Raw genomic sequence first — 25,758 nt, 5'->3', positions numbered from 1 at the left:
AGGGCAGAGCCGCGCCTGTCAGACGGCGGGGAGGTCCTTCGCGAAGCACAGGGACTCGTCCGAGTCGGCGTACTCGCCGTAGCGCTCGATCGGCTCGAAGCCGATCGAGCGGTAGAGCGAGACAGACTCGTGCTGCTTCGTGCCCGTCTCGAGGACGAGCCGGCGCAGGCCGGCAGCGCGGGCGTACGCCTCGAGCCCTCGCATGAGCAGGCGTGACAGTCCACGCCCCCGGTACTCAGGTGCGACGAACACACGCTTGACCTCGCCCGTGCCGGGCGCGTGGAAGCCACCGATCTCGTCGGAGACGCCGGAGACGTCGCGCAGCGCGGCGCACCCGACGGGCACGCCGTCGACCCGCAGCAGGAGCGAGACGACGATCTCGTCCGCTGACGGCGGCCGGCCGATGTCGCTCGTCGTCGGGACCTCGTCCGCGTCCGGGTCCGCGTAACGCACGGCGAGCTCCGCCTGCTGGATCGTGCGCAGCTCGGCCGACTCGGCGTCGTCCCACGGCACGGCCGTCAGCGTGACGCCCTCGGGCAGGGCGATGCCGGCGAGCGTCGCGTCGCCGACCGTGCCGGGAAGGTTCGTCCCGCTCATGCGTGGACGAGGGAGCCGATCACCGACGTGAAGAACCGCAGCCCGTCCACACCCGCGCGCGGCCCCGCGGCGGAGTCAGGACCGAAGCCCGCCTCGACCGCGTGCTCTGGGTGCGGCATGAGGCCGACGACGTTGCCGCGCTCGTTCGTGATGCCCGCGATCCCGCGGCGCGAGCCGTTCGGGTTGACGCCCTCGTAGCGGAACGCGACGCGGCCCTCGGCCTCGAGCTCGTCGAGCGTGCGCTCGTCGGCGACGTACTGGCCGTCCTGGTTCTTCAACGGGATCGTGATGCGCTCGCCGTGCGTGTAGTCACGCGTCCAGGCGGTGCTCGCGTTCTCGACCGCGAGGACCTGCTCGCGGCAGACGAAGTGCAGGTGGTCGTTCTTGATCATCGAGCCCGGCAGCAGGTGCGACTCGGTGAGGATCTGGAAACCGTTGCAGATGCCGAGGACGGGCAGGCCGCCGTTCGCGGCGTCGACGATCTTGTCCATGAGCGGCGCGAAGCGCGAGATCGCGCCGGCGCGCAGGTAGTCGCCGTACGAGAAGCCACCCGGCAGGACGACGGCGTCGACCCCGTGGAGGTCGTCGTCCGCGTGCCAGAGGGACACGGCCTCGGCGCCGGCGAGGCGCACGGCGCGGGCAGCGTCGCGGTCGTCGAGCGTCCCGGGGAACGTGACGACGCCGATGCGGGCGCCGGTCGCTGCGGGTGCCATCAGCTCGCGTCCGCGACGCGGACGACGTCTTCGATGACCGGGTTCGACAGGAGCGTCTTCGCGGCCTCCTCGGCGGCGGCGAGCACCTCCGGGGTCACCTCGCCGTCGACCTCGAGCTCGAAGCGCTTGCCCTGGCGCACCCCGACGAACTGGGTGAAGCCCAGCCGGGGCAGCGCCCCGACGACGGCCTTGCCCTGCGGGTCGAGGATCTCGGGCTTGGGCATGACATCGACGACTACGCGTCCCACGGGGTGCTCCTGAGGTGTGCAGCGGACGGGTCGTCCGCACGGCCGGGAGGTTTCGGCATCAGCGTACCGCCCACCCTCCCGGACGCGGCGGGCGGGCCGGAGCGTGGACACGTGCGCCTGCGACCTCAGGCGGAGGGCGACGTCGTGCGGTTGCGGCCGATCGGCACGACCATCGGCGTGCCCGACACGGGGTCCGGGACGACGCGCGACGCGAGGCCGAACACCTCGGCGACCGTCTCCTCGGTGACGACGTCGGCGGGCGCACCCTCGGCGACGATCCGGCCGTCCTTCATCGCGACGAGGTGGTCGGCGTAGCGCGCCGCGAGGTTGAGGTCGTGCAGGACCATGACGATCGTGCGGCCGAGGTCGCGGTTGAGGTCGGCGAGGAGGTCGAGGACCTCGACCTGGTGCGCGACGTCGAGGAACGTCGTCGGCTCGTCGAGGAGCAGCAGGTCGGTGCGCTGCGCGAGCGCCATCGCGATCCACACGCGCTGCCGCTGCCCGCCCGACAGCTCGTCGACCGAGCGGCCGGCGAGGTCGAGCACGCCGGTCTGGGCGAGCGCGTCGGCGACGGCTTCGTCGTCCTCGGGGGTCCACTGCCGGAACCAGCCCTGGTGCGGGTAGCGACCGCGGCCGACGAGGTCGGCGACCGTGATGCCCTCGGGGGCGATCGGCGACTGCGGCAGCAGGCCGAGCACGCGCGCGACGTCGCGCGTCGGCATCGCGGCGATGTCCGCGCCGTCGAGCAGGACCGAGCCGCCCTGCGGCGCAAGGAGGCGCGCGAGGCCGCGCAGGAGGGTGGACTTGCCGCACGCGTTCGCGCCGACGACGACGGTCACGCGCCCGGTCGGGACGGTGACCGTGAGGTCGCGGACGACCTTGCGGTCGCCGTAGCCGAGCGTCAGCCGCTCGGCACCGAGAGTGTGGTGACCCTTCTCGGTCATCAGCCGCCCTTTCCGACGCGGTTGGCCGTGGCGAGGAGCCACAGCAGGAAGGGCGCGCCGAGCACACCCGTGATCACACCGACGGGGAGCCGGGTGCCGAAGAGCTGCGCGCCGGCGAAGTCAGCGGCCGTGACGATGACGGCGCCGACGAGCGCCGAGGGGACGAGCGCAAGCCCGCCGCCGCCGGTCAGGCGGCGCGCGATCGGCCCCGCGAGGAACGCGACGAAGGCGACCGGGCCTGCGGCTGCCGTCGCGACGGCCGCGAGGCAGACGCCGACGGCGACGAGCCAGGCCTTCGACGGCTCGATGCGCACGCCCAGCCCCGCGGCGGCGTCCTCGCCGAGCTGGAGCGCGCGCAGCCGCTTGCCCAGGACACCCGCGGCGGGGAGCAGGACGAGCAGCGGCCACCAGAGCAGGGGCAGCCGGCTCCACGTAGAGCCGTTGAGCGAGCCGGTGATCCAGACGAGCGCCTCGGACGCGTCCGTGACCTCGGCACGCGTGAGCGACCAGCTCGTCACCGAGCCGAGGACCGCCGCGATGCCGATGCCGACGAGGATCAGGCGCTGCCCGCTCACGGCCCCGCGCCACGCGAGCCCGTAGATGAGCGCGGCGGCGGCGAAGGCACCGCCGATCGCGAAGGGTGCGGCGTGCCCGGGGTTCAGGCCGAGCTGGGTGATCGCGAAGACGGCGGCCGCGCTGGCGCCCGCCGTGATGCCGATGATGTCCGGGCTCGCGAGCGGGTTGCGCACGAGCGTCTGGAAGATCGCGCCCGAGACGCCGAACGCGGCGCCCGCGCCGAGGCCCGTGAGCAGCCGCGGGAGGCGCACCTCGTGGACGATGAACGTCGCGCCCGGGATGTCCGCGCCCCCGATGATCCGGACGACGTCGACGAACGAGACGGTGAAGCCGCCGAGGCACGCGGTCACGACCGCGAGCGCGAGCAGCACGACCGAGAGCCCGGCGGCGACGCTCGTCGCCCGGGCCCGGCCACGTCGTCGGACCGCACGGACGGTCGCGACGGCGTCGGCTCGCGCCTCGTCCGGCCTGCGCAGACCGGCGGGGGCGCTCACAGCTCCGCCAGCCGGCGACGGCGCACGAGCGCGATGAAGACGGGCGCCCCGACGGTCGCGGTCACGATGCCGACCTGGAGCTGGCCGGGCTGCGCCACGAGGCGCCCGAGCACGTCCGACAGGACGACGAGTGCCGCCCCGAGCACCGCGCTGTACGGCAGCACCCAGCGGTTGTCGGGCCCGGTGATCGCGCGCGCGACGTGCGCGACGGTCAGGCCGACGAACGCGATCGGACCCGCGGCGGCGGTCGCTCCCCCGCACAGGAGCACGACGGCGCACCCGACGACCAGCCGCGAGCGCCGCACGTCCTGGCCGAGGCCGCGAGCGACGTCGTCGCCGAGGGAGAGCGCGTTGAGCGCGCGCCCCGACGCGAGCGCGACGAGGGCGCCGACGGCGAGGAACGGCAGGATCGGCAGGAACGTCTCGAACCCGCGGCCGCCGACGGACCCGACCTGCCAGAAGCGGAACGTGTCGAGCACCTCGGTCCCCGTCACGAGGATCGCGGTGATGAGGCTCGTGAGCGCCGCGGAGACGCATGCGCCTGCGAGCGCGAGCTTGATCGGCGTCGCGCCCTCGCGACCCGCGGCGGCGACGCCGTAGACGATGACGGCGGCTGCGGCGGCCCCGGCGAACGCGAACCACACGTACCCCGCGGGCGACGAGATGCCGAGCAGCATGATCGCGACGACGACGGCGGCGCTCGCTCCGGCGTTGACTCCGAGCAGGCCTGGGTCGGCGAGGGGGTTGCGCGTCATGCCCTGCATGAGCGCGCCGGCGAGGCCGAGAGCCGCACCGACGGCGAGCCCGAGGACCGTGCGGGGCACGCGCGCGCGGACGGCGTCGTGGTCGAAGCTCGTCGGGTCGTAGTCGGTGAGCGCGGCCCACGCGTCCGCGACCGGGACGTGCCGCGCGCCGACGCCGACGCTCACGAGCGCGAGCACGACGAGCAGCCCGAGCCCGGCCGCGAGGCCGAGCGAGAGCCCCGCGGCACGCCGGCCGGCCGGCCGGGCGAGCGCGAGGCTCTCCCCGACCGGCCGGTGCGGCGTCGCGGTGCTCATCGGTGGCAGGTGCTCAGCGGGACGTCACTTCGCGCTCTCGAGCGCGTCCTTGATCGCGGGGACGTACTGGTCGACGGCCCACGGCACGGAGAGCGGCGACGGCGCGGACGTCGACAGGATGAACGTCGGGTCGTCGAGCGCGATGACGGCGCCCGAGGCGATCGCGGGGATCTTGCCGAGCAGCTTGTCGGCCTTGACGGCCTCGAGGTGCTCCTTGCTGTCGACGTACGCAAGGACGACGTCCGCGTCGATCTCGTCGGCGAGCTCGGCCGAGATGGTGCCGAAGAACTGGTCGTTCGACCCGGAGAGCTCGGCGATCTTCGCCGAGCTCTTGAGCCCGAGCGACTCGACGAACGCGACGCGCGCGTCAGCGGTCGTGTAGTACGTGATGGTCGACGGGTCCGAGGAGTTGAACCACAGGTAGGCGAACGTCTTGCCCTCGAGCTCGGGGGCGTCGTCGAGCGCGCTCGCGAGCTTGGCCTCGATGTCCTTCGTGACCTGCTCGGCCTCCGCCTCCTTGCCGAGCGCCTTACCGGTCATCGTGAGCTGGTCGCGCCAGCTCGTGCCCCACGCGACCTCGGGGTACGCGATCGTCGGGGCGATCTTCGTGAGCTTGTCGTAGTCCTCGTCGGTGATGCCCGAGTAGGCGCCGACGATGAGGTCGGGCGCCGCGGCCGCGAGAGCCTCGAAGTCGAGGGTGTCGCCCTCGTCGAGGAGCGCGGGAGCCTCGCCGCCGAGCGCCTCGAGCGCGGGGCGCGTCCACGGGAGGTAGCCATCGGCGTCGCCACCGTACGACGCGAAGGGCATCGCGGCGGGCGTGACGCCGAGCGCGATGATCGCGTCCTGGTTGGCCCACGAGATGGCCGCCACGCGCTGCGGCTCCTTCTCGACGACCGTCTCGCCGAACGCGTGCTCGATCGTCACCGGGAACGAGGTGGACGCGGCGGGCGACGTGCTCGACGTCGTCGTGCCGGCGGGGGTGTCGGTCGAGCACGCGGCGAGCGTCGCGAGCGTCAGAGCGGCTGCGACGGCAGCGGCGGGGCGCAGGGCGCCGGAGAACGTGGTGCGCACAGGGGTGCCTCTCGGGTGTTCGGTGCTCGCTCGGAGCGGGTGCGGTGGGAGCGGGGACGGCGGGGCCGTCAGCCCTCGGCCTTGCCGCGCCGCCAGTAGCCCATGAAGGCGACCCAGCGGCGGTCGATGCCCAGGTCGCGCACCAGGTGGCGGCGCAGGTCCCGGACGATCGCTGCCTCGCCTGCGATCCAGGCGTAGCAGCTGGCCGAGCCGCGGACGGGCTCGGCTTCTTGCGCGGGCTCCGCGCCGGCGACGCCTGCGAGGGCGCGCATGCCGGGGGTGTCCCACAGGATCGTGGTGTCGACGTCGATGTCGTCGACGTCGTCGGGCAGGCGGTTGTGCGCGACGGCGCACGAGTGCCCGAGGGCGCACGCGACGCAGGCGTTCTCGCGCTCGGCCATGCACGTGCGCACGGCGGCGTCGAGCAGCTCGCCGCGCGGGCGCGGCGCATCGTCGTGCGTCTGGACCGTCGCCGTGCCGGATCCGGCGGCGGGGCCGCCGTCGCGGGCGGGGCCCGGGGTGCGCGGCAGCCACGTGAGGCGTGCGCCGAGCGGCAGGTCGACGTCGAGAGCGTCGGCGGGCGTCGGGACCTCGAGGAAGGCGTCGACGTCGGTGCCTGCGGGAAGCTGCTCGAGGATCGCGCAGACGGCGGGCACGGCGGTCTCGTCGCCCGCGAGGATGACGCGGGCCGCGGCGGCGGGCGGGTCGAACTCGAGGCCCACGGGCGGGCCGTCGTACGCGGCGTTGGGGCCGCTGATGACGACACGGTCGCCGACCTGCGCGTTCGCGACCCAGCGGGAGGCGGGGCCTGCGGTCGGGCCGGTGCCGTGGAGGACGAAGTCGACGTCGAGCTCGGTCGCTGCGCCCTCGCCACGCAGCGCGCGGATCGAGTAGGTGCGGAAGGGGTGGCGCTCGGCCTCGGGCTGCTCCCGCCACACCTGGTACCAGTCGCCGGTGAAGTCGTCGAGTCGCGGTGCGCGCCCCGCGGCGTCGGGCAGGACGATCTTGATCCGCTGGTCGAGCCCCTCACGGCCGAAGCCCGCGAGGTCCTCGCCGACGAACGTCACGCGCGCGAACGAGGGGCTGAGGCGCTCGACCCGGCCGACCGTGACCGCGAACGCGCGGTACGACGGCTCCGCGCTGGCAGCGGCAGCAGCGCGCCGGGCGCGGTTCTCCGCACGGCGCGCATCTCGGACAGCGGGTGCGGTCGAGCTAGCCATGGCTCAAGTATGGCATGCCTAACCTAAGCGTCCTAGGCCCTTCGGCCACCGTCTCGCTCTGAGGGACGGCTAGAGCTCGAGATCGCGTCCCGTGAGGCGCCGGAACGCCTCGAGGTAGCGGTCGCGGGTCGCCGCGACCACGTGCTCGGGCAGCGCGGGCGGCGGGACGTCGCTCGCGCGGTCCCAGCCCGCCTCGGGCGACACGAGCCAGTCGCGCACGTGCTGCTTGTCGAAGCTCGGCTGTGCGCGGCCCGGCTCCCACTCGTCCGCCGGCCAGAAACGCGACGAGTCCGGCGTGAGCACCTCGTCCCCCAGGACGGTGAGGCCGGTCGTCGGGTCGACGCCGAACTCGAGCTTCGTGTCCGCGAGGATCACGCCACGCTCCTCGGCCATGGCGCTCGCCCGCGCGTAGACCTCGAGCGTGAGGTCCCGCAGCTGCCCGGCGGGCTCGTCGCCGATGCGCGCGGCGACCTCCTCGAACGTCACGTTCTCGTCGTGCTCCCCCACCGCCGCCTTCGCGGCAGGGGTGAAGATCGCCTGCGGGAGGCGCGAACCGTCGACCAGGCCCTCGGGCAGCGGGACGCCGCAGACCGTGCGGTCCGTGCGGTACTCGACGAGCCCCGACCCGGTGAGGTAGCCCCGGACGACGCACTCGACGGGGAACATCTCGAGGCGCCGGCAGACCATCGCGCGCCCGTCGACCGCGGCGGGCACGAGCCCGTCGGTCGGGTCGGTCGAGACCTCGACCGTCACGACGTGGTTGTCGACGACGCCGGCGAGCTGCTCGAACCACCACAGGCTCAGCTGCGTCAGGACGACGCCCTTGCCGGGGATCTCCGTGGCGAGGACGTGGTCGTACGCGCTGATGCGGTCCGACGCGACGACAAGGACGACGTCACCGAGCGGGTGCGGCCCGCCGAGGACCGCCTCGTCGGGCTCGTACAGGTCGCGGACCTTGCCCGAGTAGACGTGACGCCAGCCCGGCAGCACCGGGGCGCTCACGCCTGGGCCGCCTTCGCGGCGATGTCGCTGCGATGGTGCGAGCCCGGCAGCGAGATGCGCTCGACGCCGGCGTACGCGGCGGCGCGCGCCGCCGCGAGATCCGGGCCCCGCCCGACGACGGACAGCACGCGACCGCCCGACGCGACGAGCGCGCCGTCGACCACCGCGGTGCCCGCGTGCAGGACGTGCACCCCCGGCACCGACTCGGCGTCGTCGACGCCCGTGACCGGGTCGCCCGAGCGGACGTCCGCTGGGTAGCCGTGCGCGGCGACGACGACCGTCACGGCCGCGTCCTGCGTCCAGTGCAGCGGCTCGAGGCCGCCGAGCGCACCCGTCGCGGCCGCGAGCATCACGCTCGACAGCGGCGTGCGCAGCCGCGAGAGGACCACCTGGGTCTCGGGGTCGCCGAAGCGCGCGTTGAACTCGATGACGCGGGTGCCGCGGCTCGTGAGGGCGAGCCCGACGTACAGGACGCCGACGAAAGGCGTGCCGCGGCGCGCCATCTCGGCGATCGTCGGACGCGCGATGCGCTCGAGCACCTCGTCCGTCAGACCGGCCGGCGCCCACGGGAGGGGCGAGTACGCGCCCATGCCGCCCGTGTTGGGGCCCTCGTCGCCGTCGTACGCACGCTTGAAGTCCTGCGCGGGCGCGAGCGGCACGACGTCGGTGCCGTCGCTCACGCAGAAGAGGGAGACCTCAGGCCCGTCGAGGAACTCCTCGACGACGACGCGGCCCTGGCCGCCGCGCGCCGCGAGGCACGCCTGCGCGTGCTCGAGCGCGGCGGCGAGGTCGCTCGTCACGACGACGCCCTTGCCCGCGGCGAGGCCGTCGTCCTTGATGACGTAGGGAGCACCGAACGCGTCGACCGCCGCCTCGACCTCGGCGAGCGTCGCGCAGACGTACGCCTGCGCGGTCGGGACGTCGGCCGCCGCCATGACGTCCTTCGCGAACGCCTTCGACCCCTCGAGGGCTGCTGCGTCGGCGCTCGGGCCGAACACCGGGACACCCGCAGCGCGGACGGCGTCCGCGACGCCGGCGACGAGCGGGGCCTCCGGCCCGACGACGACGAGGTCGACCTCGAGGCTCGTCGCGAGGGCCGCGACCGCGGCGCCGTCGAGCGGGTCGATGCCGTGCACCGTCGCCAGAGCGGCGATGCCGGGGTTGCCGGGCGCGGCGTGGAGCTCGTGAGCCCCGCCCTCGTGCGCCAGGGAGTGGAGGATCGCGTGCTCGCGGGCACCGGAACCGATGACGAGGATCTTCACGTCGACGATCCTACGGACGTGGCGCCGGGAGCGGGCGGGCGTCCGCGTCGTGGCCACGAATCGGGACCAACCACGCCAGCAGGACCGTCATCGGTAGCGCTTGCACCGCTTCTTCACGGTTCCCGCCGCGCCTTGCCGCCTGACGTCCCGCTCGAACGCATATGTTTCCTACCGTGCCCAAGAAGTCTGCGAACCCGACCGCGCCCCGCCACGGCCTCCACAAGCGCAACCACCGGATCCTGCGCGGCATCGCCCTCGTGGCGACCGCGCTGATCGCGTTCAGCGGGACTGCCGTCGCGCTCGTCAACGCCGACCTCCAGTCGAAGATGACGGTCGACGACGTCGACAAGCTCCTCGGCGACAACCGTCCGACGATCGTCGCCGACCCGGACGACCCGTACGCGGGCCAGCAGCTCAACATCCTCGTCATGGGCACCGACCTCCGCGACGCGGAGAACGAGAAGATCGCCGGCAAGGCCGGCGGCATGGCCTCCGACACGACGATGGTCGTGCACATCTCGGGCGACCGGAAGTCGATCGAGGTCGTCTCGATCCCGCGCGACTCGCTCGTGGACATCCCCGCGTGCGTCCGCGGCGGCGGCGGCGAGAGCGCCCCGGAGTCGCGATCGATGTTCAACAGGGCGTTCGCGAACGGCGCCGGGTCCACGCAGGACCTCGCGACCGCGGCGGCGTGCACGATCAAGACCGTCGAGCAGCTCACGGGCGTGCGCATCACGAGCCACGTCGTCCTCAAGATGACGGGCGTCATCGACGTCGTCGACGCGATCGGCGGCGTGACGATGTGCCTGCCCGAGCCCGTCAAGGAGCGACCCGAGTACGGCAAGCTCGACCTGCCGGCCGGCAAGAACGTCCTCGACGGCCGCACCGCGATCAACTTCCTGCGCGCTCGCAAGGGTCAGGGCATGGGCCTCGAGCTCGGGTCGGACCTCAAGCGCATCGAGCGCCAGCAGGCGTTCCTCGACGCTGCGGCGCGCGAGATCCTCGACCAGAACCTCGTCACGAACTCGCCGGAGCTCTACCGGGTGGTCAAGGCGGTGCTCGGCGCGGTCAACACGAGCCCTGACCTCGGCTCCCCGTCGGCGCTCGCCGGGCTCGCGTTCTCGCTGCGGTCGGTCAACAAGGACGACATCACCTTCACGTTCCTCCCGGTCTTCGACTCGGCGGTCGAGGGGCGCGTCGAGTGGAAGGCCGAGGCCGCCGAGATCTGGGAGCGCATCATCAACGACGAGCGCGTCCCGGGCACGCCGGCCGCCCTCGCGGACGAGAAGGCCGCGGCCCAGCCGACCGGCGACTCCGAGAAGCCTGCCGGCAGCGCGACGAGCGACGCCCCGAGCAGCACCGAGACCACCAAGGCGCCAGAAACGCCCACGACGAAGGCTCCCGAGAAGACGAAGAGCCCCGCCACCTGCTGACCTCCGCACCGCGTCTGCTCGGGTCGTGGCACCGACCGCCGCGGCCCGAGCAGATGCCGTTCCCAGGCCTGGCACGTAGGGTCGATCTATCACGAGATGCCGCCAGGACAGGAACCTGCACCCCGATGTCTGCCACACCCCGCACGCTCGCGCTCGCCTTCGTCTCGACGGTCGCGCTTCTCCTCGCCCCCACCGCTGCAGCAGCGCCGGCCATGTCCGCGCCCGCAGCGACGACCGCCCTCCCCGCAGCCAAGGTCGCCACCGCCAAGAAGGTCACGTTCCGGCTGCAGACCAAGGCCAAGACGGTCATGTACACCTCGGCGAAGGGGTCGAAGAAGCGCGCGACCATCCCGGCCGACTACACGATGAAGGCCAAGAGCGCGACGCTCAAGAACAGCCGCTACAAGGTCACCTACAAGGGCAAGACCGGCTGGGTGAAGAAGTCCAAGGTCTCGAAGGTCTCCGTCAAGACGAAGATCGGCAAGCTCTCCTGGGCCGGCTCCGCGAAGAAGAACATCAAGCGCTGGTGCAAGGGCGTCCCCGTCACCACGAAGAAGGAGACGACGAACTACGCGCAGGTCAGCTCCAACGGGACCGCGCGCATCGTCCTCTCCCGCACGGCCTTCGGGAAGAAGCTCGACCCCAACCACGCGCTCGCCGTCGCGACGCAGTACCACGAGTGCGCGCACGTCCTGCAGTACCGCGTGTACAACTACGACTTCCGCGCCGCCGAGAAGGCGATGAAGAAGGTCTACCCCAAGCCGCTGAAGCACGCGAGCAGCTTCGAGCACATGGCCGACTGCATCGCCGACGCGATGGGCGCCAAGCGTGAGGGCAAGCTCACCGGCTCGATGACCTACATCGCCGGCTACGGCGGCGACTGCTCCAAGAAGCAGATGAAGGCCGCCAAGAAGATCCTCGCCGGCAAGCGGATCTAGTCCCCCCGGACGCACGAGAGGCGCGCTTCCCGCAGGGAGCGCGCCTCTCGTCGTCTTGCGCGACGCCTGATCAGACGAGCGGGTAGCGGACGATCGTCGCCTCGCGGTCCGGGCCGACGCCGACGACGGACATCCGCGAGCCGGACATCTCCTCGAGCGCGAGGACGTACGCCTGCGCGTTCGCCGGCAGGTCCTCGAACGTGCGGGCCTTCGTGATGTCCTCGGTCCAGCCGTCGAAGTACTCGAAGATCGGCTTCGCGTGGTGGAAGTCCGACTGGTCCGCAGGCATCTCGTCGTGACGCACGCCGTCGACGTCGTACGCGACGCACACCGGGATCTTCTCGAGACCGGTGAGCACGTCGAGCTTCGTCAGGGCGAAGTCCGTCAGGCCGTTGACGCGCGCCGAGTAGCGCGCGACGACCGCGTCGTACCAGCCGCAGCGGCGCGGGCGACCGGTCGTCACGCCGAACTCGCCGCCGGTCGTGCGCAGGAACTCGCCCATGTCGTCGAACAGCTCGGTCGGGAACGGGCCCTCGCCGACGCGCGTCGTGTACGCCTTGATGACGCCGATGACGCGGTCGATGCGGGTCGGGCCGACGCCCGAGCCCGTGCACACGCCGCCCGCGGTCGCGTTCGACGATGTGACGAACGGGTACGTGCCGTGGTCGACGTCGAGCATCGTGGCCTGGCCGCCCTCGAAGAGGACCGTCTTGCCCTCGTCGAGCGCCTTGTTGAGGACGAGCGACGTGTCGGTGACCATCGGGCGCAGGCGCTCGGCGTAGCCGAGCAGCTCGTCGACCGTCTCGTCGATCGTGATCGCGCGACGGTTGAAGACCTTCACGAGGAGCTGGTTCTTCTGGTCGAGGGCGCCCTCGACCTTCTGGCGCAGGATGTTCTCGTCGAACAGGTCCTGCACGCGGATGCCCACGCGGTTGATCTTGTCCGAGTACGCCGGGCCGATGCCGCGACCGGTCGTGCCGATCTTGCGCTTGCCGAGGAACCGCTCGGTGACCTTGTCGAGCGTGCGGTTGTACGGTGCGATGACGTGCGCGGCGGACGACACGAGCAGGCGCGAGACGTCGACACCGCGCGCGATCAGGTCGTCAAGCTCCTCGAAGAGCACCTCGATGTCGACCACGACGCCGTTGCCGATGACCGGCGTGACGTCGGGGGTCAGGATGCCCGACGGCAGGAGGTGGAGGGCGTACTTCTCGTCGCCGACCACGACGGTGTGGCCCGCGTTGTTGCCCCCGTTGAACTTGACCACATAGTCGACCTGGGAGCCGAGCTGGTCCGTCGCCTTGCCCTTGCCCTCGTCGCCCCACTGGGCTCCGACGACCACGATGGCTGGCATGCCGATCACCACTTTCGTCGCTGCCCTCGCGTCGGCGCGCGTCTCAGCCGCAGGCTCGAGGTGCCTGATCGGCACCCGGCACGCGTCGCGTCCGCCGGGGTCCGGGCGACAGCAGCCCGGTTCCCCCGCGAGTTTACCGGCTCGCGCCGCGAGCGACACAGCAGGATCACGCGGAAGACCGCGCGTCCCGCGTCAGCGCAGCGCAGCCACCGCGGCGCTGTCGGTGCCGCAGTCCACGAGGAACTGCTCGCACCGCTGCGCCTCGTCGTCCTCGCCGATCGCGGCGGCCGCCTGCGCGAGCGCGAGGAGCGCGCGGAGGAAGCCCTGGTTCGGCTCGTGGTCGCACGGCACGGCGCCGACGCCGCGCCAGCCCCCGCGGCGCAGCGCGTCGAGACCGCGGTGGTAGCCGGTGCGCGCGAACGCGTACGCGGTGACCGCGTCCTGCTCGAGCGCGCCCTCGGCGAGGACCGCCCACGCGTACGACGACGCAGGGACCTGGCGTGCGACGTCGACCGGGGCGGTGCCCTGCGCGGCGAGCGCGCGGGCGCGCGAGTCCGCACCCTCCTCCGGGAGACGGGTGACGGCAGGGCCGAGGTCGATGCGCTCAGGACGCGGGTGCTGGGTCATAGGTCGATTATCCCGGACGGCCCCGGGGCGGGCCGCCCGAGGCGCATATTCTTCAGGGATGGAGCTTGCGCTGCTCGGAGTCCTCGCTGTCGTCGTCATCGTCGCGGTGGCGAGCATCGCCCCGCGCCTCGGCGTCGCGGCACCGATCCTGCTCGTCCTGATCGGCATCGGCGCGAGCTACGTGCCGGGCGTGCCCACGTTCGAGCTCGACCCGCACCTGATCCTCACGGTCGTGCTGCCGCCGATCCTCTACTCGGCGGCGGTCAACGTCCCGCTCATGGACTTCCGCCGGAACTTCAAGGCGATCACCTGGCTGTCGGTCGTGCTGGTCATCGTCACGGCGGTGCTCATCGGCCTCCTGCTGTTCTGGATCTTCCCCGACCTGTCGCTGCCCGCCGCGATCGCGCTCGGCGCGGTCGTCGCACCGCCCGACGCCGTCGCCGCGACCTCGATCGGCAAGCGCCTCGGCCTCCCCCACCGCCTCGTCACCGTCCTCGAGGGCGAGGGCCTCGTCAACGACGCGACCGCACTCGTGCTGCTGCGCTCCGCGATCGCCGCGACGGCAGGCGCCGTCTCCTTCGTCGACATCGCCTGGGACTTCGTGCTCGCCGTCGTGATCGCTCTCGCGGTCGGCGCCGTGATCGGCTTCGTGAGCATCTGGGTACGCAGCAAGATCGAGGACCCGGTGCTCACGACCGCGATCTCGTTCGGCGTGCCGTTCATCGCGTTCTTCCCCGCCGAGGAGGTGCACGCGTCGGGTGTGCTCGCCGTGGTCGTCGCGGGCCTCATCACCGGCCACCTCGGTTCGAAGTACCTCTCGCCGCAGGCGCGCGTCTCGGAGCGCATCAACTGGCGCACCGCGCAGCTCCTGCTCGAGAACGGCGTCTTCCTGCTCATGGGTTTCGAGCTGCACGCCCTGACGAACCAGGTCCACGAACGTGGCCTGAGCATCTGGACCGCCGTCTGGATAGGGCTCGTCCTCACCGTCGCGCTCACCGTCATCCGCGGCGCGCTCGTCCTCCCGCTCGTCGCCGTGCTTCGCAAGGAGCAGGAGCTCGCCCGCGAGCGTGCCGCAGAGCTCGACTCGGTCATCAGCCGGATCGACGCCGTCCGCGACGCCCTGCCAGCAGACCTCGATCACTTCCCCGCGCGGCACGCCCGCCGGTTCGCGCAGCGCCTGCGCCGCAAGCGCGCCGACATGGACTTCCTCCAGACCGAGGGGCTCAGCTGGCGCGGGGGCGCGGTCATCGCGTGGTCGGGCATGCGCGGCGTCGTCACGCTCGCGGCGGCGCAGTCGCTGCCGTCCGACCTGCCCTACCGCCCGCAGCTCGTGCTCGTCGCGTTCACGGTCGCGATCGTCACGCTCGTCGCGCAGGGCGCGTCGCTGCCGTGGGTCATCGACCGGCTCGACGTGCAGGGCTCGGACGAGCAGGCCGAGCGCGTCAAGCTCGCGACCCTCGTCACCGAGATCAACAGTGCTGGCCTCGCGACGCTCGACAACCCGGACCTGCGCCGCCCCGACGGTTCCCGCTACCCGCCCGAGATCCTCGAGCGCGTCCGGGAGGACACGCGCCGTATCGGGCTGCGCCTCGCCGAGCAGATCGCCCGCACCGACGAGGACGGGCCGCACGCCATGAAGCGTGCGCTGCGGCAGCGCGTGCTCGACGCCGAGCGCGCCGCGCTCGACGACGCGCGCGCCGAGGGCGCGCACGCGAGCCACGTGATCGACCGCGCGCAGGCGATCCTCGACGTCGAGCAGTCCCGCCTCGACATCAGCTGACAGGACGGTCACCGGGCCCGGCCGCCCCGACGCCCGTCCGGAATGCCCGGTATCGGGTATCAGGGCACGTCCGGGTGGCTCCTGAGAGGCATGACCCGAGACCCGATCGTGACGGACCACACGGACCGCCTCGCTCGCGCCGACAACCGGGCCTGGCTACGCTCGGTGCCACGCACGCCCGCCCTGGACGTGCCAGCGTGGCTCCTCACGGAGCCTGGCCGCTCTCGGAGGACACCGCTCATGATCGAGATCTCCACGTCGCCGGCGACGACGACGCTGACGATCGCGGGCGACCTCGACCTCGCGGAGCGCGACCAGTTCCCCGAGATCACCGCGCGCGTCGTCGGCCTGCGCCGTCAGCTACTAGTCCTCGACATGTGCCGCGTGACGTTCATGGACTCGACCGGCGCGGCGTTCCTCATCTCGCTCGCGGACGCCGGGCGCCGGCGCGGCGGCGCAACCGTCCTACGCGGCTGCGACGAGCGCGACCTGTTCGTCCTCGAGGTGTGCGGCGCGCTCGACCTGTTCCGTATCGACGCCGACCACGAGTGCCCGCCGGTCGCCGACGACGCCGACCTCACGGCCGCGAGGAAGCCGGCCGTGCCGCGACCGCGGCCCCACGGTCGCGCGGTCGACGCCTGACCCGGCGGCCGCTGCCCCACCTGAGCCTGTCACCCGCGCCCGCAGCCGCGCCCGGCGCTCACGCGCTCAGACGCTGCTGAGCTTCGCCCACACGATCTTGCCGACGACGGACGGCCGCCAGCCCCAGTCCGCGAGCCGGTCGACGATCTGCACGCCGTAGCCACCCACGCCGTGCGGGTGGCCGTTCATGATGACGGGCGGCGCCGGGTTCGCGTCCTCCACCTCGATGCGCAGGCCGTCGCCCGTGTCGAACAGGCGCAGCACGATCGTGCCCCACCCGTGCAGCACGGCGTTCGCGACGAGCTCCGAGACCACGAGCTCGGCGTTCGCGGCGTTGCCCAGCCCCCACGCCTGCACCGTCCGCAGCAGCGCGTGGCGCGCCCGCGCGATCGAGCCCGGCTCGCTCGGCAGGCTCCAACGGCGGCTGCGAGGACCGTCCGCAGGGTTGCCCGCGCGTCGCCGCGAGGGCAGGCGCACGACGACGACGGCGACGTCGTCCTCGGGCCTCTCCGCGAGTGCGCTCACGAGCTCCTCGCCGATGCCGGCGGCGTCGGACGCGACCGAGCGGCCCGCCACCTCGAGCAGCGCCTGGAGCCCGTCGCGCAGGCCGCGGTCGCGGCGCTCGATCAGGCCGTCCGTGTAGAGCACGACCGTGTCGCCCGGGCGCAGCTCGACCGTGCCGACCGTGCGGGCGCGGTTGCCGAAGCCCACGAGAGCACCGGCACCCTGCGCGAGCTGCGTCGCGGACCCGTCCCGCAGGAGGATCGGCGGCAGGTGCCCGGCGCGCGAGTACTCGAAGCGCCAACGCCGGTCGTCCTCCGGCGCGTCCGCGTCCGCGAGCCGCGTGAGGGTGCCGTAGACGAGGCTCGCCGCACGCGCCAGGCCCAGCCCCCGGACCAGCTTGTCCGTCCGTTCGAGGACCTTCGCCGGGTCGGTGAGCTCGAACGCGTACGCCCGCACGACCGACCGCAGCTGGCCCATGACGGCCGCCGCCTCGACGTCGTGCCCCACGACGTCGCCGATCACGATGCCCGCGACATCGTCGCTGATCCCGACGATGTCGTACCAGTCGCCGCCGACCTGGGCATGCTCGACGTTCGGCGAGTAGTACGACCACACGTCGAGCCCCGGCACGTCCGCCTGCTCGGGGAGCATCGCGCGCTGCAGCGCGGACGCGAGCTGGTGCTCGCGCGCGTGCAGGCGCGCGTTCTCGACCGCAAGGGCCACACGGCGGACGATCACGTCGAGGAGGGTCCGGACGTCGTCGTCCAGGTCCTCGGGCTCCGTACCCTCCGGCGGTGCGATGACGAGCAGACCGAGCACCGCGCGGGACCCCGGGATCGCCATGACCCGCACGCGCGGCGCGGTCAGCACGAGGCTCGGGTCGTCACCGAGCACGGCCTTCTGGACCCGGTGCGCGGCCGAGCCCTCCGGGTAGCCGAGCGACAGGTCGAGGATCGCGTCGTGGAGGCGCCCCCCGAGCAGGTGCAGCACCGCACCCCCGCTCGCCCGGTCGACGGGACCCACCGACGCCGGCTCGGGCGGCACCTCGCGCGCGCCGCGCTCCGGCATCCCGGACATGTCGAACGGGCCGACGCCGGCGGTCAGCTCGAGGTGGTTGCTGACCAGGAGGAAGCCTGCCCACGACGCGACCGAGCCCGCGAGCTCGGTCGACACGACGGAGAGCACCTCGGACGCGTCCGTCTCCGTCAGCAGCCCTGAGATCCGCACGAGCAGCGAGAGGCCCTCGCGCGCCCGGCGCTCCTCCGCGAACGACTCCTGGAGCGACGCGTGCCGTGCCATCGCGTCGCTGACGTCGTCGAAGGTCGCCACCCAGTGCTCGGAGCCGACGTCCGTACCGACCTGGGTCGCGGACGTGAGCCTGAGGTGGAGCCACACGGAGTCGCCCTGCGGCTTGCGGAACGGCAGCGTGACCTCGGCCGCCTCGCCCTTGCGCACACGCTGGGCGAGAGAGGCGAAGGCGTCGTCGTTCCACCTCTCGCGCAGGAACTCTCGTGGCTCGTGGCCGACGACCTCGGACGACGGGTGCCCGGTGACCTCCGTGAACCGGTCGTTGACCCACACGATCCGCAGGAGCGGGCCGTCGACCTCGAGCACAGTGATGCCGACACCGGCGCGGGTCGCGGCGACCGCGCGCAGGGCCGCTCCCGCGTCGCCAGGGGTGATGCGGTGCGCTTCGGGGTGATTCATCACTCGTTGTCGCACCTGACCTTCCCCTGAGTTGCCCGCCGCCCGTGCAAGATAGATAGTCTGCTCCAAGGCGAACCTTCGTGGTGGCGCCAGGATAGTGACCATATGCCCGCGCGATCTCCCGCCGCACCACGGCGACCGAAGGAGGACCGTGTACGACACGCCCAGCCCGCAGGATCTCCCTGGGCAGGACCCGTCCGCCGCTGACGAGTCCGCCGCAACTGTGAGCGACCCCGGCACGGTCCACGTCCTCGTCGGCGCCGTGCGCACGCGTATCGTCCTGTCCGGCGAGATCGACGCCAACCTCGCCGACGAGTTCTCCGACGCGATGCAGGACGCCGAGACGGCTGGCCTCCCCGTCGAGGTCGACGCTCACCACGTGACGTTCATGGACTCGTCCGGCGTCGCGTTCCTCGCGCGTCTCGCGACGACGTCGCCGCACAAGGTGCGCGTGCTGCGCGCGCCCGCGACGATGCGCTTCCTGCTCGACGTGACGCGCATCGGCGAGCTCCTCGAGATCCTCGACGAGGACCCGGGCTTCGAGCTCGCACCCGTCGACGAGTTCACGATCGAGCGCCTCCCGCGCCACGCCGACCCCGCGCTCTGACCGGGGGCAGGCCCCGCGCCTGCGACGCACGACCTCCGAGAGCCCTCGCCACCGCTGGTGGCGAGGGCTCTCGCCATCTGCGCCGACCGCCGACCTTGCCGCTGCGCCTCGGGGCCCGCAGATACGAGAAGGCCCCCGCACCCGAGGGTGCGGAGGCCTTCTGCGTCAGCGCTCAGGTCAGAGCTTGTGACCAGCGGAGCGGAGCTGCTGGGCAGCCTCGACGATGCGCTGGGCCATGCCGGCCTCGGCGAGCTTGCCCCAGGCGCGCGGGTCGTACGCCTTCTTGTTGCCGACCTCGCCGTCGACCTTCAGGACGCCGTCGTAGTTCTTGAAGAAGTGGTCGGCGACCGGACGCGAGAACGCGTACTGGGTGTCGGTGTCGATGTTCATCTTGATGACACCGTTGTCGACGGCCTCGGCGATCTCGGCCTCGGTCGAGCCGGAGCCACCGTGGAACACGAGGTCGAACGGGTTCTCCTTGCCGATCTTGTCACCGACCGTCTTCTGGATCTCGGCGAGGATCGACGGACGCAGCTTGACCGCACCCGGCTTGTAGACGCCGTGGACGTTGCCGAAGGTGAGGGCGGTCAGGTAGCGGCCCTTCTCGCCGGCGCCGAGCGCGGCGACGGTCGCGAGGCCGTCCTCAGCCGTCGTGTACAGCTTGTCGTTGATCTCGGCCGTGTGGCCGTCCTCCTCGCCACCGACGACGCCGACCTCGATCTCGAGGATCGTGCGGGCCGCCTGCGAGAGCTCGAGGAGCTCAGCGGCGATGACGAGGTTCTCGTCGAGCGGGATGTTCGAGCCGTCGAACATGTGCGACTGGAACGTCGGGTTCTTGCCGGCCTTGACCTGCTCCGCCTCGATGGCGAGGAGCGGGCGGACCCACGAGTCGAGGTTCTGCTTGGTGCAGTGGTCCGTGTGGATCGCGACCGTGATCGGGTAGTTCTTCGCGACCTCGGCGGCGTACGCGGCGAGCGCGAGCGAGCCGGCGACGCGGTCCTTGATCGTCGAGCCGGAGCCGTACTCGGCGCCACCGACCGACACCTGGATGATGCCGTCGCTCTCGGCCTCGGCGAAGCCCTGGAGGGCGGCCGTGATCGTCTGGGAGGACGTGATGTTGACCGCGGGGTAGGCAAACTTGCCCGCCTTCGCGCGGTCGATCATCTCGTTGTAGACCTCGGGGGTTGCGATGGCCATCGAAGAACTCCAAGTGGGGGTGAGGGTTTTCTACGGGACTGTCGGGGACAGTTTCTCACGGATGCATGACCGCACGCTGGGCCGTTTGACCCGTGGAACACGGTCTCACCAGCGCGGGCTCACTGCTGCGGGATGTCCGCGTACCTGCTGATCCAGGCGTGCATCGCGATCGCTCCGGCAGCGCCGGCGTTGATGGACCGGGTCGACCCGAACTGCGTGATGTGCAGGACGGCGTCGCACGCCGCGACGGCCTCGTCGCTCAGGCCTGCGCCCTCCTGGCCGAACAGCAGCACGCACTCGCGCGGGAGCGCGAACGTCTCGATCGCGACCGAGCCGGGCACGTTGTCGATGCCGATGACCGGCAGCCCCTCCCCGGCCGCCCAGGCGAGCAGGTCGGCGACGTCCGGGTGGTGGTGCACGTGCTGGTAGCGATCGGTGACCATGGCGCCTCGCCGGTTCCAGCGACGTCGCCCGACGATGTGCACGGCTGCCGCGTTGAACGCGTTCGCGGTGCGCACGACCGACCCGATGTTGAGGTCGTGGCCCCAGTTCTCGATCGCGACGTGGAACGGGTGGCGGCGGGTGTCGAGCTCGGCGACGATCGCGTCGACCGTCCAGTACCGGAACTCGTCGGTGACGTTGCGGCGGTCGCCGTCGCGCAGCAGCTCGGGGTCGTAGCACTCGTCGGTGGGCCAGGCTGCCGGCCCGCCGGGCCACGGCCCGACGCCGATCTCCCGGGTGGTCTCCTGGTCACGGTCCTGCAGCACCCGACCATTGTCCAGCAGGTACGGGCGCGAGCGGTCCACGGATGTTCACCGCTTGCTCACGGCGGAACCGCCGGCCGTGCAGGGCACCCCGACTAGGCTGGAGCGGTGCTGACCTCTGTGCTCGACGCCGCGTCCTCCCTACCGCTCTACGCGACCGCCGACCCGAGCGTGCTCGCTCTCGGCCCTGACTGGATGCAGGCAGACTCGCTCATCGCGTCGTTCGGCACGTACGCGCTCATCGGGATCTGCCTCGTCGTGTTCATCGAGACGGGGCTGCTGTTCCCGTTCCTGCCCGGCGACTCGCTGCTGTTCACGGCGGGCATGCTCGTCGCGCAGGACCAGCTCGACTTCCCGCTGTGGCTCCTGTGCGTGCTGCTGTTCGTGTGCGCGTTCGCGGGCGATCAGGTCGCGTACGGGATCGGGCACCGAGTTGGTCCGCGCATCTTCAACAAGCCGGACTCCCGCTTCTTCAAGCAGTCGTACATCGACCAGACGAACGCATTCTTCGACAAGTACGGCGGCCGGGCGATAATCCTCGCGCGCTTCGCGCCCTTCGTGCGCACGTACGCGCCCGTCGCGGCCGGTGTCGGACGGATGCCGTACCGCCACTTCGTCACGTACAACGTGATCGGGGCGCTCCTGTGGGGCGTCGGCATCACGGTGCTCGGGTACTTCCTCGGGCAGATCAGCTTCATCCACGACAACATCGAGGCGATCCTCGTCCTGATCGTGCTCGTCTCGGTGCTCCCGATCTTCATCGAGGTGGGGCGCGGCTGGCTCGCTCGGCGCCGAGCCTCGGACGAGCCTGCCGCGACCGCCCCGACGACCCCGGAGGTGTGACATGACAGACCAGCCTCGCGAGATCCGCTCCTGGCTGACCGACATGGACGGCGTGCTCGTCCACGAGGGCGTCGCCCTCCCCGGCGCGCCGGAGTTCATCCGTGCGCTGCGCGACGCCGAGCGGCCTTTCCTCGTGCTCACGAACAACTCGATCTTCACCGATCGCGACCTGCGCGCTCGGCTCGCGCAGTCAGGCATCGACGTCCCGCAGGAGGCGATCTGGACGTCCGCGCTCGCCACGGCGAGCTTCCTGCAGGACCAGTCGCCGGGCGGCTCGGCGTACGTCATCGGGGAGGCCGGCCTCACGACTGCGCTCTACGAGGTGGGCTACACGCTCACCGAGTCGTCCCCGGACTACGTGGTGCTCGGCGAGACCCGCACCTACTCGTTCGAGGCGATCACCAAGGCGATCCGGCTGATCCTCGACGGCGCGCGGTTCATCTGCACGAACCCAGACGCGACGGGCCCGAGCGCCGAGGGCCCGCTGCCTGCGACGGGCGCGGTCGCCGCGATGATCACGAAGGCGACGGGACGCGAGCCGTACTTCGTGGGCAAGCCGAACCCGATGATGTTCCGGTCGGCGCTCAACCGCATCGACGCGCACTCGGAGACGACGGCGATGATCGGTGACCGCATGGACACGGACGTGGTCGCGGGCATCGAGGCGGGCCTCGAGACGTTCCTCGTGCTCACCGGCTCGACGACGGCGGAGCAGGTCGAGCTGTACCCGTTCCGTCCGTCGCGCGTCGTCCCCTCGATCGCAGACCTGATCGAGCTGGTCTGACCTCGCCGCTGCACGAGCACGACGCAGGCCCGGACGCATCGCGTCCGGGCCTGCGGTCTGTCAGCGCACCCGGTCAGGCGGTGACGGCACCACGGCGACGGCGCACCGCGACGAGCACGGCTCCAGCGAGCAGGAGCGCGCCGGAGAGCGCGACCAGCCCGGCGGGCTCGGACCCGGTCACGGGGAGGGTGCCGGTCGGCGTCGAGCAGTCGGTCTGACCACCCAGCGGGAGGGTGAACGAGACGGGAGCGAGCGAGTCCCCTGCCTTGTAGAAGCCGGAGAACGCCTTGGCGCCTGCCGCCGTGAGGGTCGCGGGGACGCCGCTGTAGGAGACGCGATCGCCCGAGAGCCCGCCGCGACCGCTGAGGTGCAGCGTCGCGAACGTGATGCCGGTGTAGGAGAACGTGTCGCCGTCGAGCGTCGTGCCTCGGGTGTCGAGGACGAGCGACGCCTGCGTCGCGGAGTGCATCACGATGCGCGGGTTGGCGAAGGTCACGTCGAGCACGCCACCGTGACCGACCGTGCGGACCGATCCGGTGAACGAGCCGGTGCCGCGTGCGGCGTCGGCGTTGTACGCGCCCGTGCCGCCGGCCCACGTGAACGTGGAGCCGGAGCGGGTCGCGCCCGACGTCGTGATCTTGCCCTGGGCGATCGAGCCCTCGATGTAGGCGAGGTAGCTCGACTTCAGGCCCCACGTCAGGGTGCCGCCGGAGACGGTGCGCGCGACGCAGCGAGCGGGCTCGTCCGTCTCCGCAGGCGTGTCCGCTGCCGCGCGCACCACGGTGAACGACCGCGTGACCGGCTCGGCGAGGCCCGCGACGGTGAGCACGAACGTGTGCCGGCCTGCGGCGAAGCCCTCGGGCACGTCGAACTCGTACGTGACCGTTCCCTTCGCCGAGGTGCGCTTGGCACCGAGGCTGATCGGGTCGGAGCGGACCTCGGCGCTCGAGGCGGCCTTCTTGGGCAGCCCGCTGACGCGGAACTGGATCGTGCCGCCCTGCTCGACCCGCGCGCCCTCGACGTCGCCGCCCAGCGAGACCGTCGGCGTCGCGACGGGCTTCGGGGTGGGCGGAACCTTGGCGTCGTCGCACTTCTCGGCGACCGTGATCGTGGCACTGAGCGGGTCGAGCTTCTCCCCCGCGGGGTAGAACCCTGCGAAGACGGGCGTGCCGGAGGCGAGGAGCGTCACGGCTGCGTTGGTGATGGTCGTCGTGCGCCCGTCCGTCGTCACGGCGCCGCGAAGGTCGACCGAGCCGATCGCGACGTCCTTGAGGTCCTGTGCGGGGGTCGACAGGTAGGCCTTGACGTCGGCGTCTGCCCGGAGCTCAGCCTTGGTCGACGAGGTGAGGACGAGGCGCAGGTTGCTCCAGCGCATGTTCATCTCGTCGTGGTGACCGAGGAAGTGGAGCGTGCCGGGCAGGAGGACGCTGCCCTTGCCGTCAGCGTAGGTTCCCGTGCCGCCCGACCACTCGAAGCGACCGTCCTTGAGGGCGACGCCCGTGCGCTCGATCCGGCCCTTGGCGATGGAGCCGCCGATGTAGGTCACGAAGCTGGACTTGACGCCCCACGAGACGGTCCCGGAGGTGATCGAAGAGTCAGCGACGCACTCGGAAGGCTTCGGAGCCGGCGTAGGGGTCGGGGTCGGCGTAGGGGTCGGCGTCGGCGTGGGGGTCGGCGTCGGCGTCGGCGTGGTCGCAGCCGCGAAGGTGATGGGTACGCGGACGTCGAGCGACCGGTCAGTTCTCGAGCAGGCGTGGGCGCAGAACGTCACGACCTCGTACGAGCGGGTCGGGTCGAGCGCACCGGCCGCGACGGAGAGCGACGCCGTGAACGCGCCGCCAGTGATCGAGCCCGCAGCGATGTACTTCGTCCCGATGAACTTCGACGCGTCAGGCGCCGCGCCCTGGGGCCAGTCGCTCGTCGCGACGACACCCGCGTACAGGCCCTGCGCAGACCCAGGCAGCACGAAGTTGCTGCCCGAGAGCGAGAACGTGTTGGCAACACCAGCATCGACACCCGTCACCGGCGACACCGAGACCGACGGCCGGACCACGGGCGCCGCGAAGGTGATGGGTACGCGGACGTCGAGCGACCGGTCAGTTCTCGAGCAGGCGTGGGCGCAGAACGTCACGACCTCGTACGAGCGGGTCGGGTCGAGCGCACCGGCCGCGACGGAGAGCGACGCCGTGAACGCGCCGCCAGTGATCGAGCCCGCCGGGATGTACTTCGTCCCGATGAACTTCGACGCGTCAGGCGCCGCGCCCTGGGGCCAGTCGCTCGTCGCGACGACACCCGCGTACAGGCCCTGCGCAGACCCAGGCAGCACGAAGTTGCTGCCCGTGAGGGAGAACGTGTTGGCAACACCAGCATCGACACCCGTCACCGGCGACACCGAGACCGACGGCCGGACCACGGGCGCCGCGAAGGTGATGGGTACGCGGACGTCGAGCGACCGGTCAGTTCTCGAGCAGGCGTGGGCGCAGAACGTCACGACCTCGTACGAGCGGGTCGGGTCGAGCGCACCGGCCGCGACGGAGAGCGACGCCGTGAACGCGCCGCCAGTGATCGAGCCCGCAGCGATGTACTTCGTCCCGATGAACTTCGACGCGTCAGGCGCCGCGCCCTGGGGCCAGTCGCTCGTCGCGACGACACCCGCGTACAGGCCCTGCGCAGACCCAGGCAGCACGAAGTTGCTGCCCGAGAGCGAGAACGTGTTGGCAACACCAGCATCGACACCCGTCACCGGCGACACCGAGACCGACGGCGGCGTCACGAACGTGACTGTCTGCTTCGCGTCCTGGTCACGGTTCGACTGTGCCGTGTGGTCGGCGACGGTGTAGATCGCCGTGCCGTCTGCGCCCTTGTCCGGGACGGCGATCGTCGTCGTGAACGTACCGTCGGACTCGAGCTCGACCTGGGTGCCGGTCGCCCCAGGCTTGATGAGCTTCGCACCGGTTCTGCAATCCATGGCGAAGTCGAAATCAACCTCCGACAGCGGCACGTCGGTGCACACGAGCAGGTACATCGACACGGCCGGGTCATAACCCGAACCAGTGACGGTGACTTCCTCGCCCGGCTCCAGGTCGGTCGTCTTGGAGACGACGAGCTGCGGGCCGGCTGCGGCACTGGCGGGGGTGGCAAGCCCGACGATCGACGCGGTGAGCGTCAGGGCGAGGACTGCCAGCGCCGCAAGGGCGGACCTGGCTCGGGACACAAGCTGCACGACGGGGCTCCTGGTGTCGGGGCGTGCCCGTGCGAGCGACGCACGGGGAGAGGTGAGGCTTGCCTAAGCAAACCAGGCACACCCTACTCTCAGGACCTTCGGCCGTCGAGAAGACTGACGAACTGTCACTTCTTGACGGACGGACTGTCAGAACTTGGCGAACGGGCCGT

At 71.7% G+C, this 25,758-nt stretch carries 23 protein-coding genes; 7 read left to right on the top strand and 16 right to left on the bottom strand.

Going from position 1 to position 25,758, the window contains the following annotated elements:
• Window positions 1–18: 18 nt before the first annotated feature.
• The 10 genes from ATL41_RS09205 to purD form a co-directional block, all read right to left on the bottom strand.
• The gene (locus ATL41_RS09205; protein WP_098458205.1) at window positions 19–597 is read right to left on the bottom strand and encodes a GNAT family N-acetyltransferase; all 579 of its coding nucleotides are present in this window, start codon (window positions 595–597) and stop codon (window positions 19–21) included.
• The gene (gene purQ / locus ATL41_RS09200; RefSeq protein WP_098458204.1) at window positions 594–1,310 is read right to left on the bottom strand and encodes a phosphoribosylformylglycinamidine synthase subunit PurQ; all 717 of its coding nucleotides are present in this window, start codon (window positions 1,308–1,310) and stop codon (window positions 594–596) included. The genes ATL41_RS09205 and purQ overlap by 4 nt, the downstream gene beginning before the upstream one ends.
• Window positions 1,310–1,558 (bottom strand): phosphoribosylformylglycinamidine synthase subunit PurS, encoded by a 249-nt coding sequence (purS, locus tag ATL41_RS09195; protein WP_098458203.1) that lies wholly within the window; start codon window positions 1,556–1,558, stop codon window positions 1,310–1,312. Before purS ends, purQ begins: the two co-directional genes overlap by 1 nt.
• A gap of 125 nt (window positions 1,559–1,683) precedes the next feature.
• Window positions 1,684–2,502 (bottom strand): ABC transporter ATP-binding protein, encoded by an 819-nt coding sequence (locus tag ATL41_RS09190; protein ID WP_098458202.1) that lies wholly within the window; start codon window positions 2,500–2,502, stop codon window positions 1,684–1,686.
• Window positions 2,502–3,572 carry a FecCD family ABC transporter permease gene (locus ATL41_RS09185; RefSeq protein WP_181010242.1) on the bottom strand — a complete coding sequence of 357 codons (1,071 nt, stop codon included), beginning with the start codon at window positions 3,570–3,572 and terminating at the stop codon, window positions 2,502–2,504. The genes ATL41_RS09190 and ATL41_RS09185 overlap by 1 nt, the downstream gene beginning before the upstream one ends.
• Window positions 3,569–4,630, bottom strand: a complete 1,062-nt coding sequence (locus ATL41_RS13305; RefSeq protein ID WP_181010241.1) for a FecCD family ABC transporter permease — start codon at window positions 4,628–4,630, stop codon at window positions 3,569–3,571. The genes ATL41_RS09185 and ATL41_RS13305 overlap by 4 nt, the downstream gene beginning before the upstream one ends.
• Before the next feature lie 24 nt (window positions 4,631–4,654).
• Complete coding sequence (locus ATL41_RS09180; RefSeq protein WP_143556600.1) at window positions 4,655–5,701, bottom strand: iron-siderophore ABC transporter substrate-binding protein; 1,047 nt, start codon at window positions 5,699–5,701, stop codon at window positions 4,655–4,657.
• Window positions 5,702–5,769: 68 nt separating this feature from the next.
• Window positions 5,770–6,921, bottom strand: a complete 1,152-nt coding sequence (locus tag ATL41_RS09175) for a siderophore-interacting protein (RefSeq protein WP_098458200.1) — start codon at window positions 6,919–6,921, stop codon at window positions 5,770–5,772.
• A 69-nt stretch (window positions 6,922–6,990) separates the two neighbouring features.
• Window positions 6,991–7,923 carry a phosphoribosylaminoimidazolesuccinocarboxamide synthase gene (locus tag ATL41_RS09170; protein ID WP_098458199.1) on the bottom strand — a complete coding sequence of 311 codons (933 nt, stop codon included), beginning with the start codon at window positions 7,921–7,923 and terminating at the stop codon, window positions 6,991–6,993.
• On the bottom strand, window positions 7,920–9,185 hold the full coding sequence (gene purD / locus ATL41_RS09165) for a phosphoribosylamine--glycine ligase (RefSeq protein WP_098458198.1): 1,266 nt from the start codon (window positions 9,183–9,185) through the stop codon (window positions 7,920–7,922). The genes ATL41_RS09170 and purD overlap by 4 nt, the downstream gene beginning before the upstream one ends.
• Window positions 9,186–9,358: 173 nt before the next feature.
• Between purD and ATL41_RS09160 the strand changes: the two genes are divergently transcribed.
• Entirely contained in the window at window positions 9,359–10,618 is a 1,260-nt protein-coding gene (locus ATL41_RS09160; RefSeq protein WP_245854733.1) for an LCP family protein, read from the top strand.
• A 125-nt stretch (window positions 10,619–10,743) separates the two neighbouring features.
• On the top strand, window positions 10,744–11,556 hold the full coding sequence (locus ATL41_RS09155; protein ID WP_098458197.1) for a hypothetical protein: 813 nt from the start codon (window positions 10,744–10,746) through the stop codon (window positions 11,554–11,556).
• A 70-nt stretch (window positions 11,557–11,626) separates the two neighbouring features.
• Here the strand turns inward: ATL41_RS09155 and ATL41_RS09150 are convergent, their stop codons facing one another.
• Window positions 11,627–12,910 carry an adenylosuccinate synthase gene (locus ATL41_RS09150; RefSeq protein ID WP_098459025.1) on the bottom strand — a complete coding sequence of 428 codons (1,284 nt, stop codon included), beginning with the start codon at window positions 12,908–12,910 and terminating at the stop codon, window positions 11,627–11,629.
• A gap of 192 nt (window positions 12,911–13,102) precedes the next feature.
• The gene (locus ATL41_RS09145; protein ID WP_098458196.1) at window positions 13,103–13,537 is read right to left on the bottom strand and encodes a DUF3151 domain-containing protein; all 435 of its coding nucleotides are present in this window, start codon (window positions 13,535–13,537) and stop codon (window positions 13,103–13,105) included.
• A gap of 58 nt (window positions 13,538–13,595) precedes the next feature.
• Here ATL41_RS09145 and ATL41_RS09140 point away from each other — a divergent pair, with 58 nt between their 5' ends.
• The gene (locus ATL41_RS09140) at window positions 13,596–15,317 is read left to right on the top strand and encodes a cation:proton antiporter (protein WP_098458195.1); all 1,722 of its coding nucleotides are present in this window, start codon (window positions 13,596–13,598) and stop codon (window positions 15,315–15,317) included.
• 240 nt (window positions 15,318–15,557) lie between these two features.
• Window positions 15,558–15,959, top strand: coding sequence for an STAS domain-containing protein (locus tag ATL41_RS09135; protein ID WP_098458194.1), 402 nt, complete (start codon window positions 15,558–15,560; stop codon window positions 15,957–15,959).
• Between the two features lie 66 nt (window positions 15,960–16,025).
• Here the strand turns inward: ATL41_RS09135 and ATL41_RS09130 are convergent, their stop codons facing one another.
• Window positions 16,026–18,170: an ATP-binding SpoIIE family protein phosphatase gene (locus tag ATL41_RS09130; protein WP_169924540.1), complete on the bottom strand. Its 2,145-nt coding sequence runs from the start codon at window positions 18,168–18,170 to the stop codon at window positions 16,026–16,028.
• Window positions 18,171–18,321: 151 nt separating this feature from the next.
• On the opposite strand from ATL41_RS09130, the gene ATL41_RS09125 reads away from it, so the two are divergent.
• Window positions 18,322–18,777, top strand: coding sequence for an STAS domain-containing protein (locus ATL41_RS09125; RefSeq protein ID WP_098458192.1), 456 nt, complete (start codon window positions 18,322–18,324; stop codon window positions 18,775–18,777).
• Between the two features lie 177 nt (window positions 18,778–18,954).
• Here the strand turns inward: ATL41_RS09125 and fbaA are convergent, their stop codons facing one another.
• Entirely contained in the window at window positions 18,955–19,974 is a 1,020-nt protein-coding gene (gene fbaA, locus ATL41_RS09120) for a class II fructose-bisphosphate aldolase (RefSeq protein ID WP_098458191.1), read from the bottom strand.
• Window positions 19,975–20,093: 119 nt separating this feature from the next.
• A complete protein-coding gene (locus ATL41_RS09115; protein WP_181010240.1) occupies window positions 20,094–20,741 on the bottom strand; it encodes a TrmH family RNA methyltransferase in 648 nt (215 codons plus the stop codon).
• A gap of 105 nt (window positions 20,742–20,846) precedes the next feature.
• On the opposite strand from ATL41_RS09115, the gene ATL41_RS09110 reads away from it, so the two are divergent.
• Both ATL41_RS09110 and ATL41_RS09105 read left to right on the top strand, forming a co-directional pair.
• Window positions 20,847–21,581, top strand: coding sequence for a DedA family protein (locus tag ATL41_RS09110; protein ID WP_245854730.1), 735 nt, complete (start codon window positions 20,847–20,849; stop codon window positions 21,579–21,581).
• Window position 21,582: 1 nt separating this feature from the next.
• Window positions 21,583–22,365 carry an HAD-IIA family hydrolase gene (locus ATL41_RS09105; RefSeq protein ID WP_098458189.1) on the top strand — a complete coding sequence of 261 codons (783 nt, stop codon included), beginning with the start codon at window positions 21,583–21,585 and terminating at the stop codon, window positions 22,363–22,365.
• Window positions 22,366–22,438: 73 nt separating this feature from the next.
• Here the strand turns inward: ATL41_RS09105 and ATL41_RS09100 are convergent, their stop codons facing one another.
• Window positions 22,439–25,588, bottom strand: a complete 3,150-nt coding sequence (locus tag ATL41_RS09100) for an HtaA domain-containing protein (RefSeq protein WP_143556599.1) — start codon at window positions 25,586–25,588, stop codon at window positions 22,439–22,441.
• Window positions 25,589–25,758 lie beyond the last annotated feature (170 nt).

The organism is Flavimobilis soli, assembly GCF_002564025.1.
GTDB lineage: Bacteria > Actinomycetota > Actinomycetes > Actinomycetales > Cellulomonadaceae > Flavimobilis > Flavimobilis soli.
The sequence above is the reverse complement of the archived record's forward strand: the minus strand, read 5'-3'. Positions and strand labels throughout refer to the sequence as shown.

What these genes read in the sequence shown, in the direction of transcription:
- ATL41_RS09130 (WP_169924540.1), bottom strand. Translation starts at nt 18,170, where the DNA reads ATGAATCACCCCGAAGCGCACCGCATCACCCCTGGCGACGCGGGAGCG.
- ATL41_RS09140 (WP_098458195.1), top strand. Translation starts at nt 13,596, where the DNA reads ATGGAGCTTGCGCTGCTCGGAGTCCTCGCTGTCGTCGTCATCGTCGCG.
- ATL41_RS09135 (WP_098458194.1), top strand. Translation starts at nt 15,558, where the DNA reads ATGATCGAGATCTCCACGTCGCCGGCGACGACGACGCTGACGATCGCG.
- ATL41_RS09205 (WP_098458205.1), bottom strand. Translation starts at nt 597, where the DNA reads ATGAGCGGGACGAACCTTCCCGGCACGGTCGGCGACGCGACGCTCGCC.
- ATL41_RS09175 (WP_098458200.1), bottom strand. Translation starts at nt 6,921, where the DNA reads ATGGCTAGCTCGACCGCACCCGCTGTCCGAGATGCGCGCCGTGCGGAG.
- ATL41_RS09145 (WP_098458196.1), bottom strand. Translation starts at nt 13,537, where the DNA reads ATGACCCAGCACCCGCGTCCTGAGCGCATCGACCTCGGCCCTGCCGTC.
- ATL41_RS09190 (WP_098458202.1), bottom strand. Translation starts at nt 2,502, where the DNA reads ATGACCGAGAAGGGTCACCACACTCTCGGTGCCGAGCGGCTGACGCTC.
- ATL41_RS09150 (WP_098459025.1), bottom strand. Translation starts at nt 12,910, where the DNA reads ATGCCAGCCATCGTGGTCGTCGGAGCCCAGTGGGGCGACGAGGGCAAG.
- ATL41_RS13305 (WP_181010241.1), bottom strand. Translation starts at nt 4,630, where the DNA reads ATGAGCACCGCGACGCCGCACCGGCCGGTCGGGGAGAGCCTCGCGCTC.
- ATL41_RS09105 (WP_098458189.1), top strand. Translation starts at nt 21,583, where the DNA reads ATGACAGACCAGCCTCGCGAGATCCGCTCCTGGCTGACCGACATGGAC.
- purQ (WP_098458204.1), bottom strand. Translation starts at nt 1,310, where the DNA reads ATGGCACCCGCAGCGACCGGCGCCCGCATCGGCGTCGTCACGTTCCCC.
- fbaA (WP_098458191.1), bottom strand. Translation starts at nt 19,974, where the DNA reads ATGGCCATCGCAACCCCCGAGGTCTACAACGAGATGATCGACCGCGCG.
- ATL41_RS09155 (WP_098458197.1), top strand. Translation starts at nt 10,744, where the DNA reads ATGTCTGCCACACCCCGCACGCTCGCGCTCGCCTTCGTCTCGACGGTC.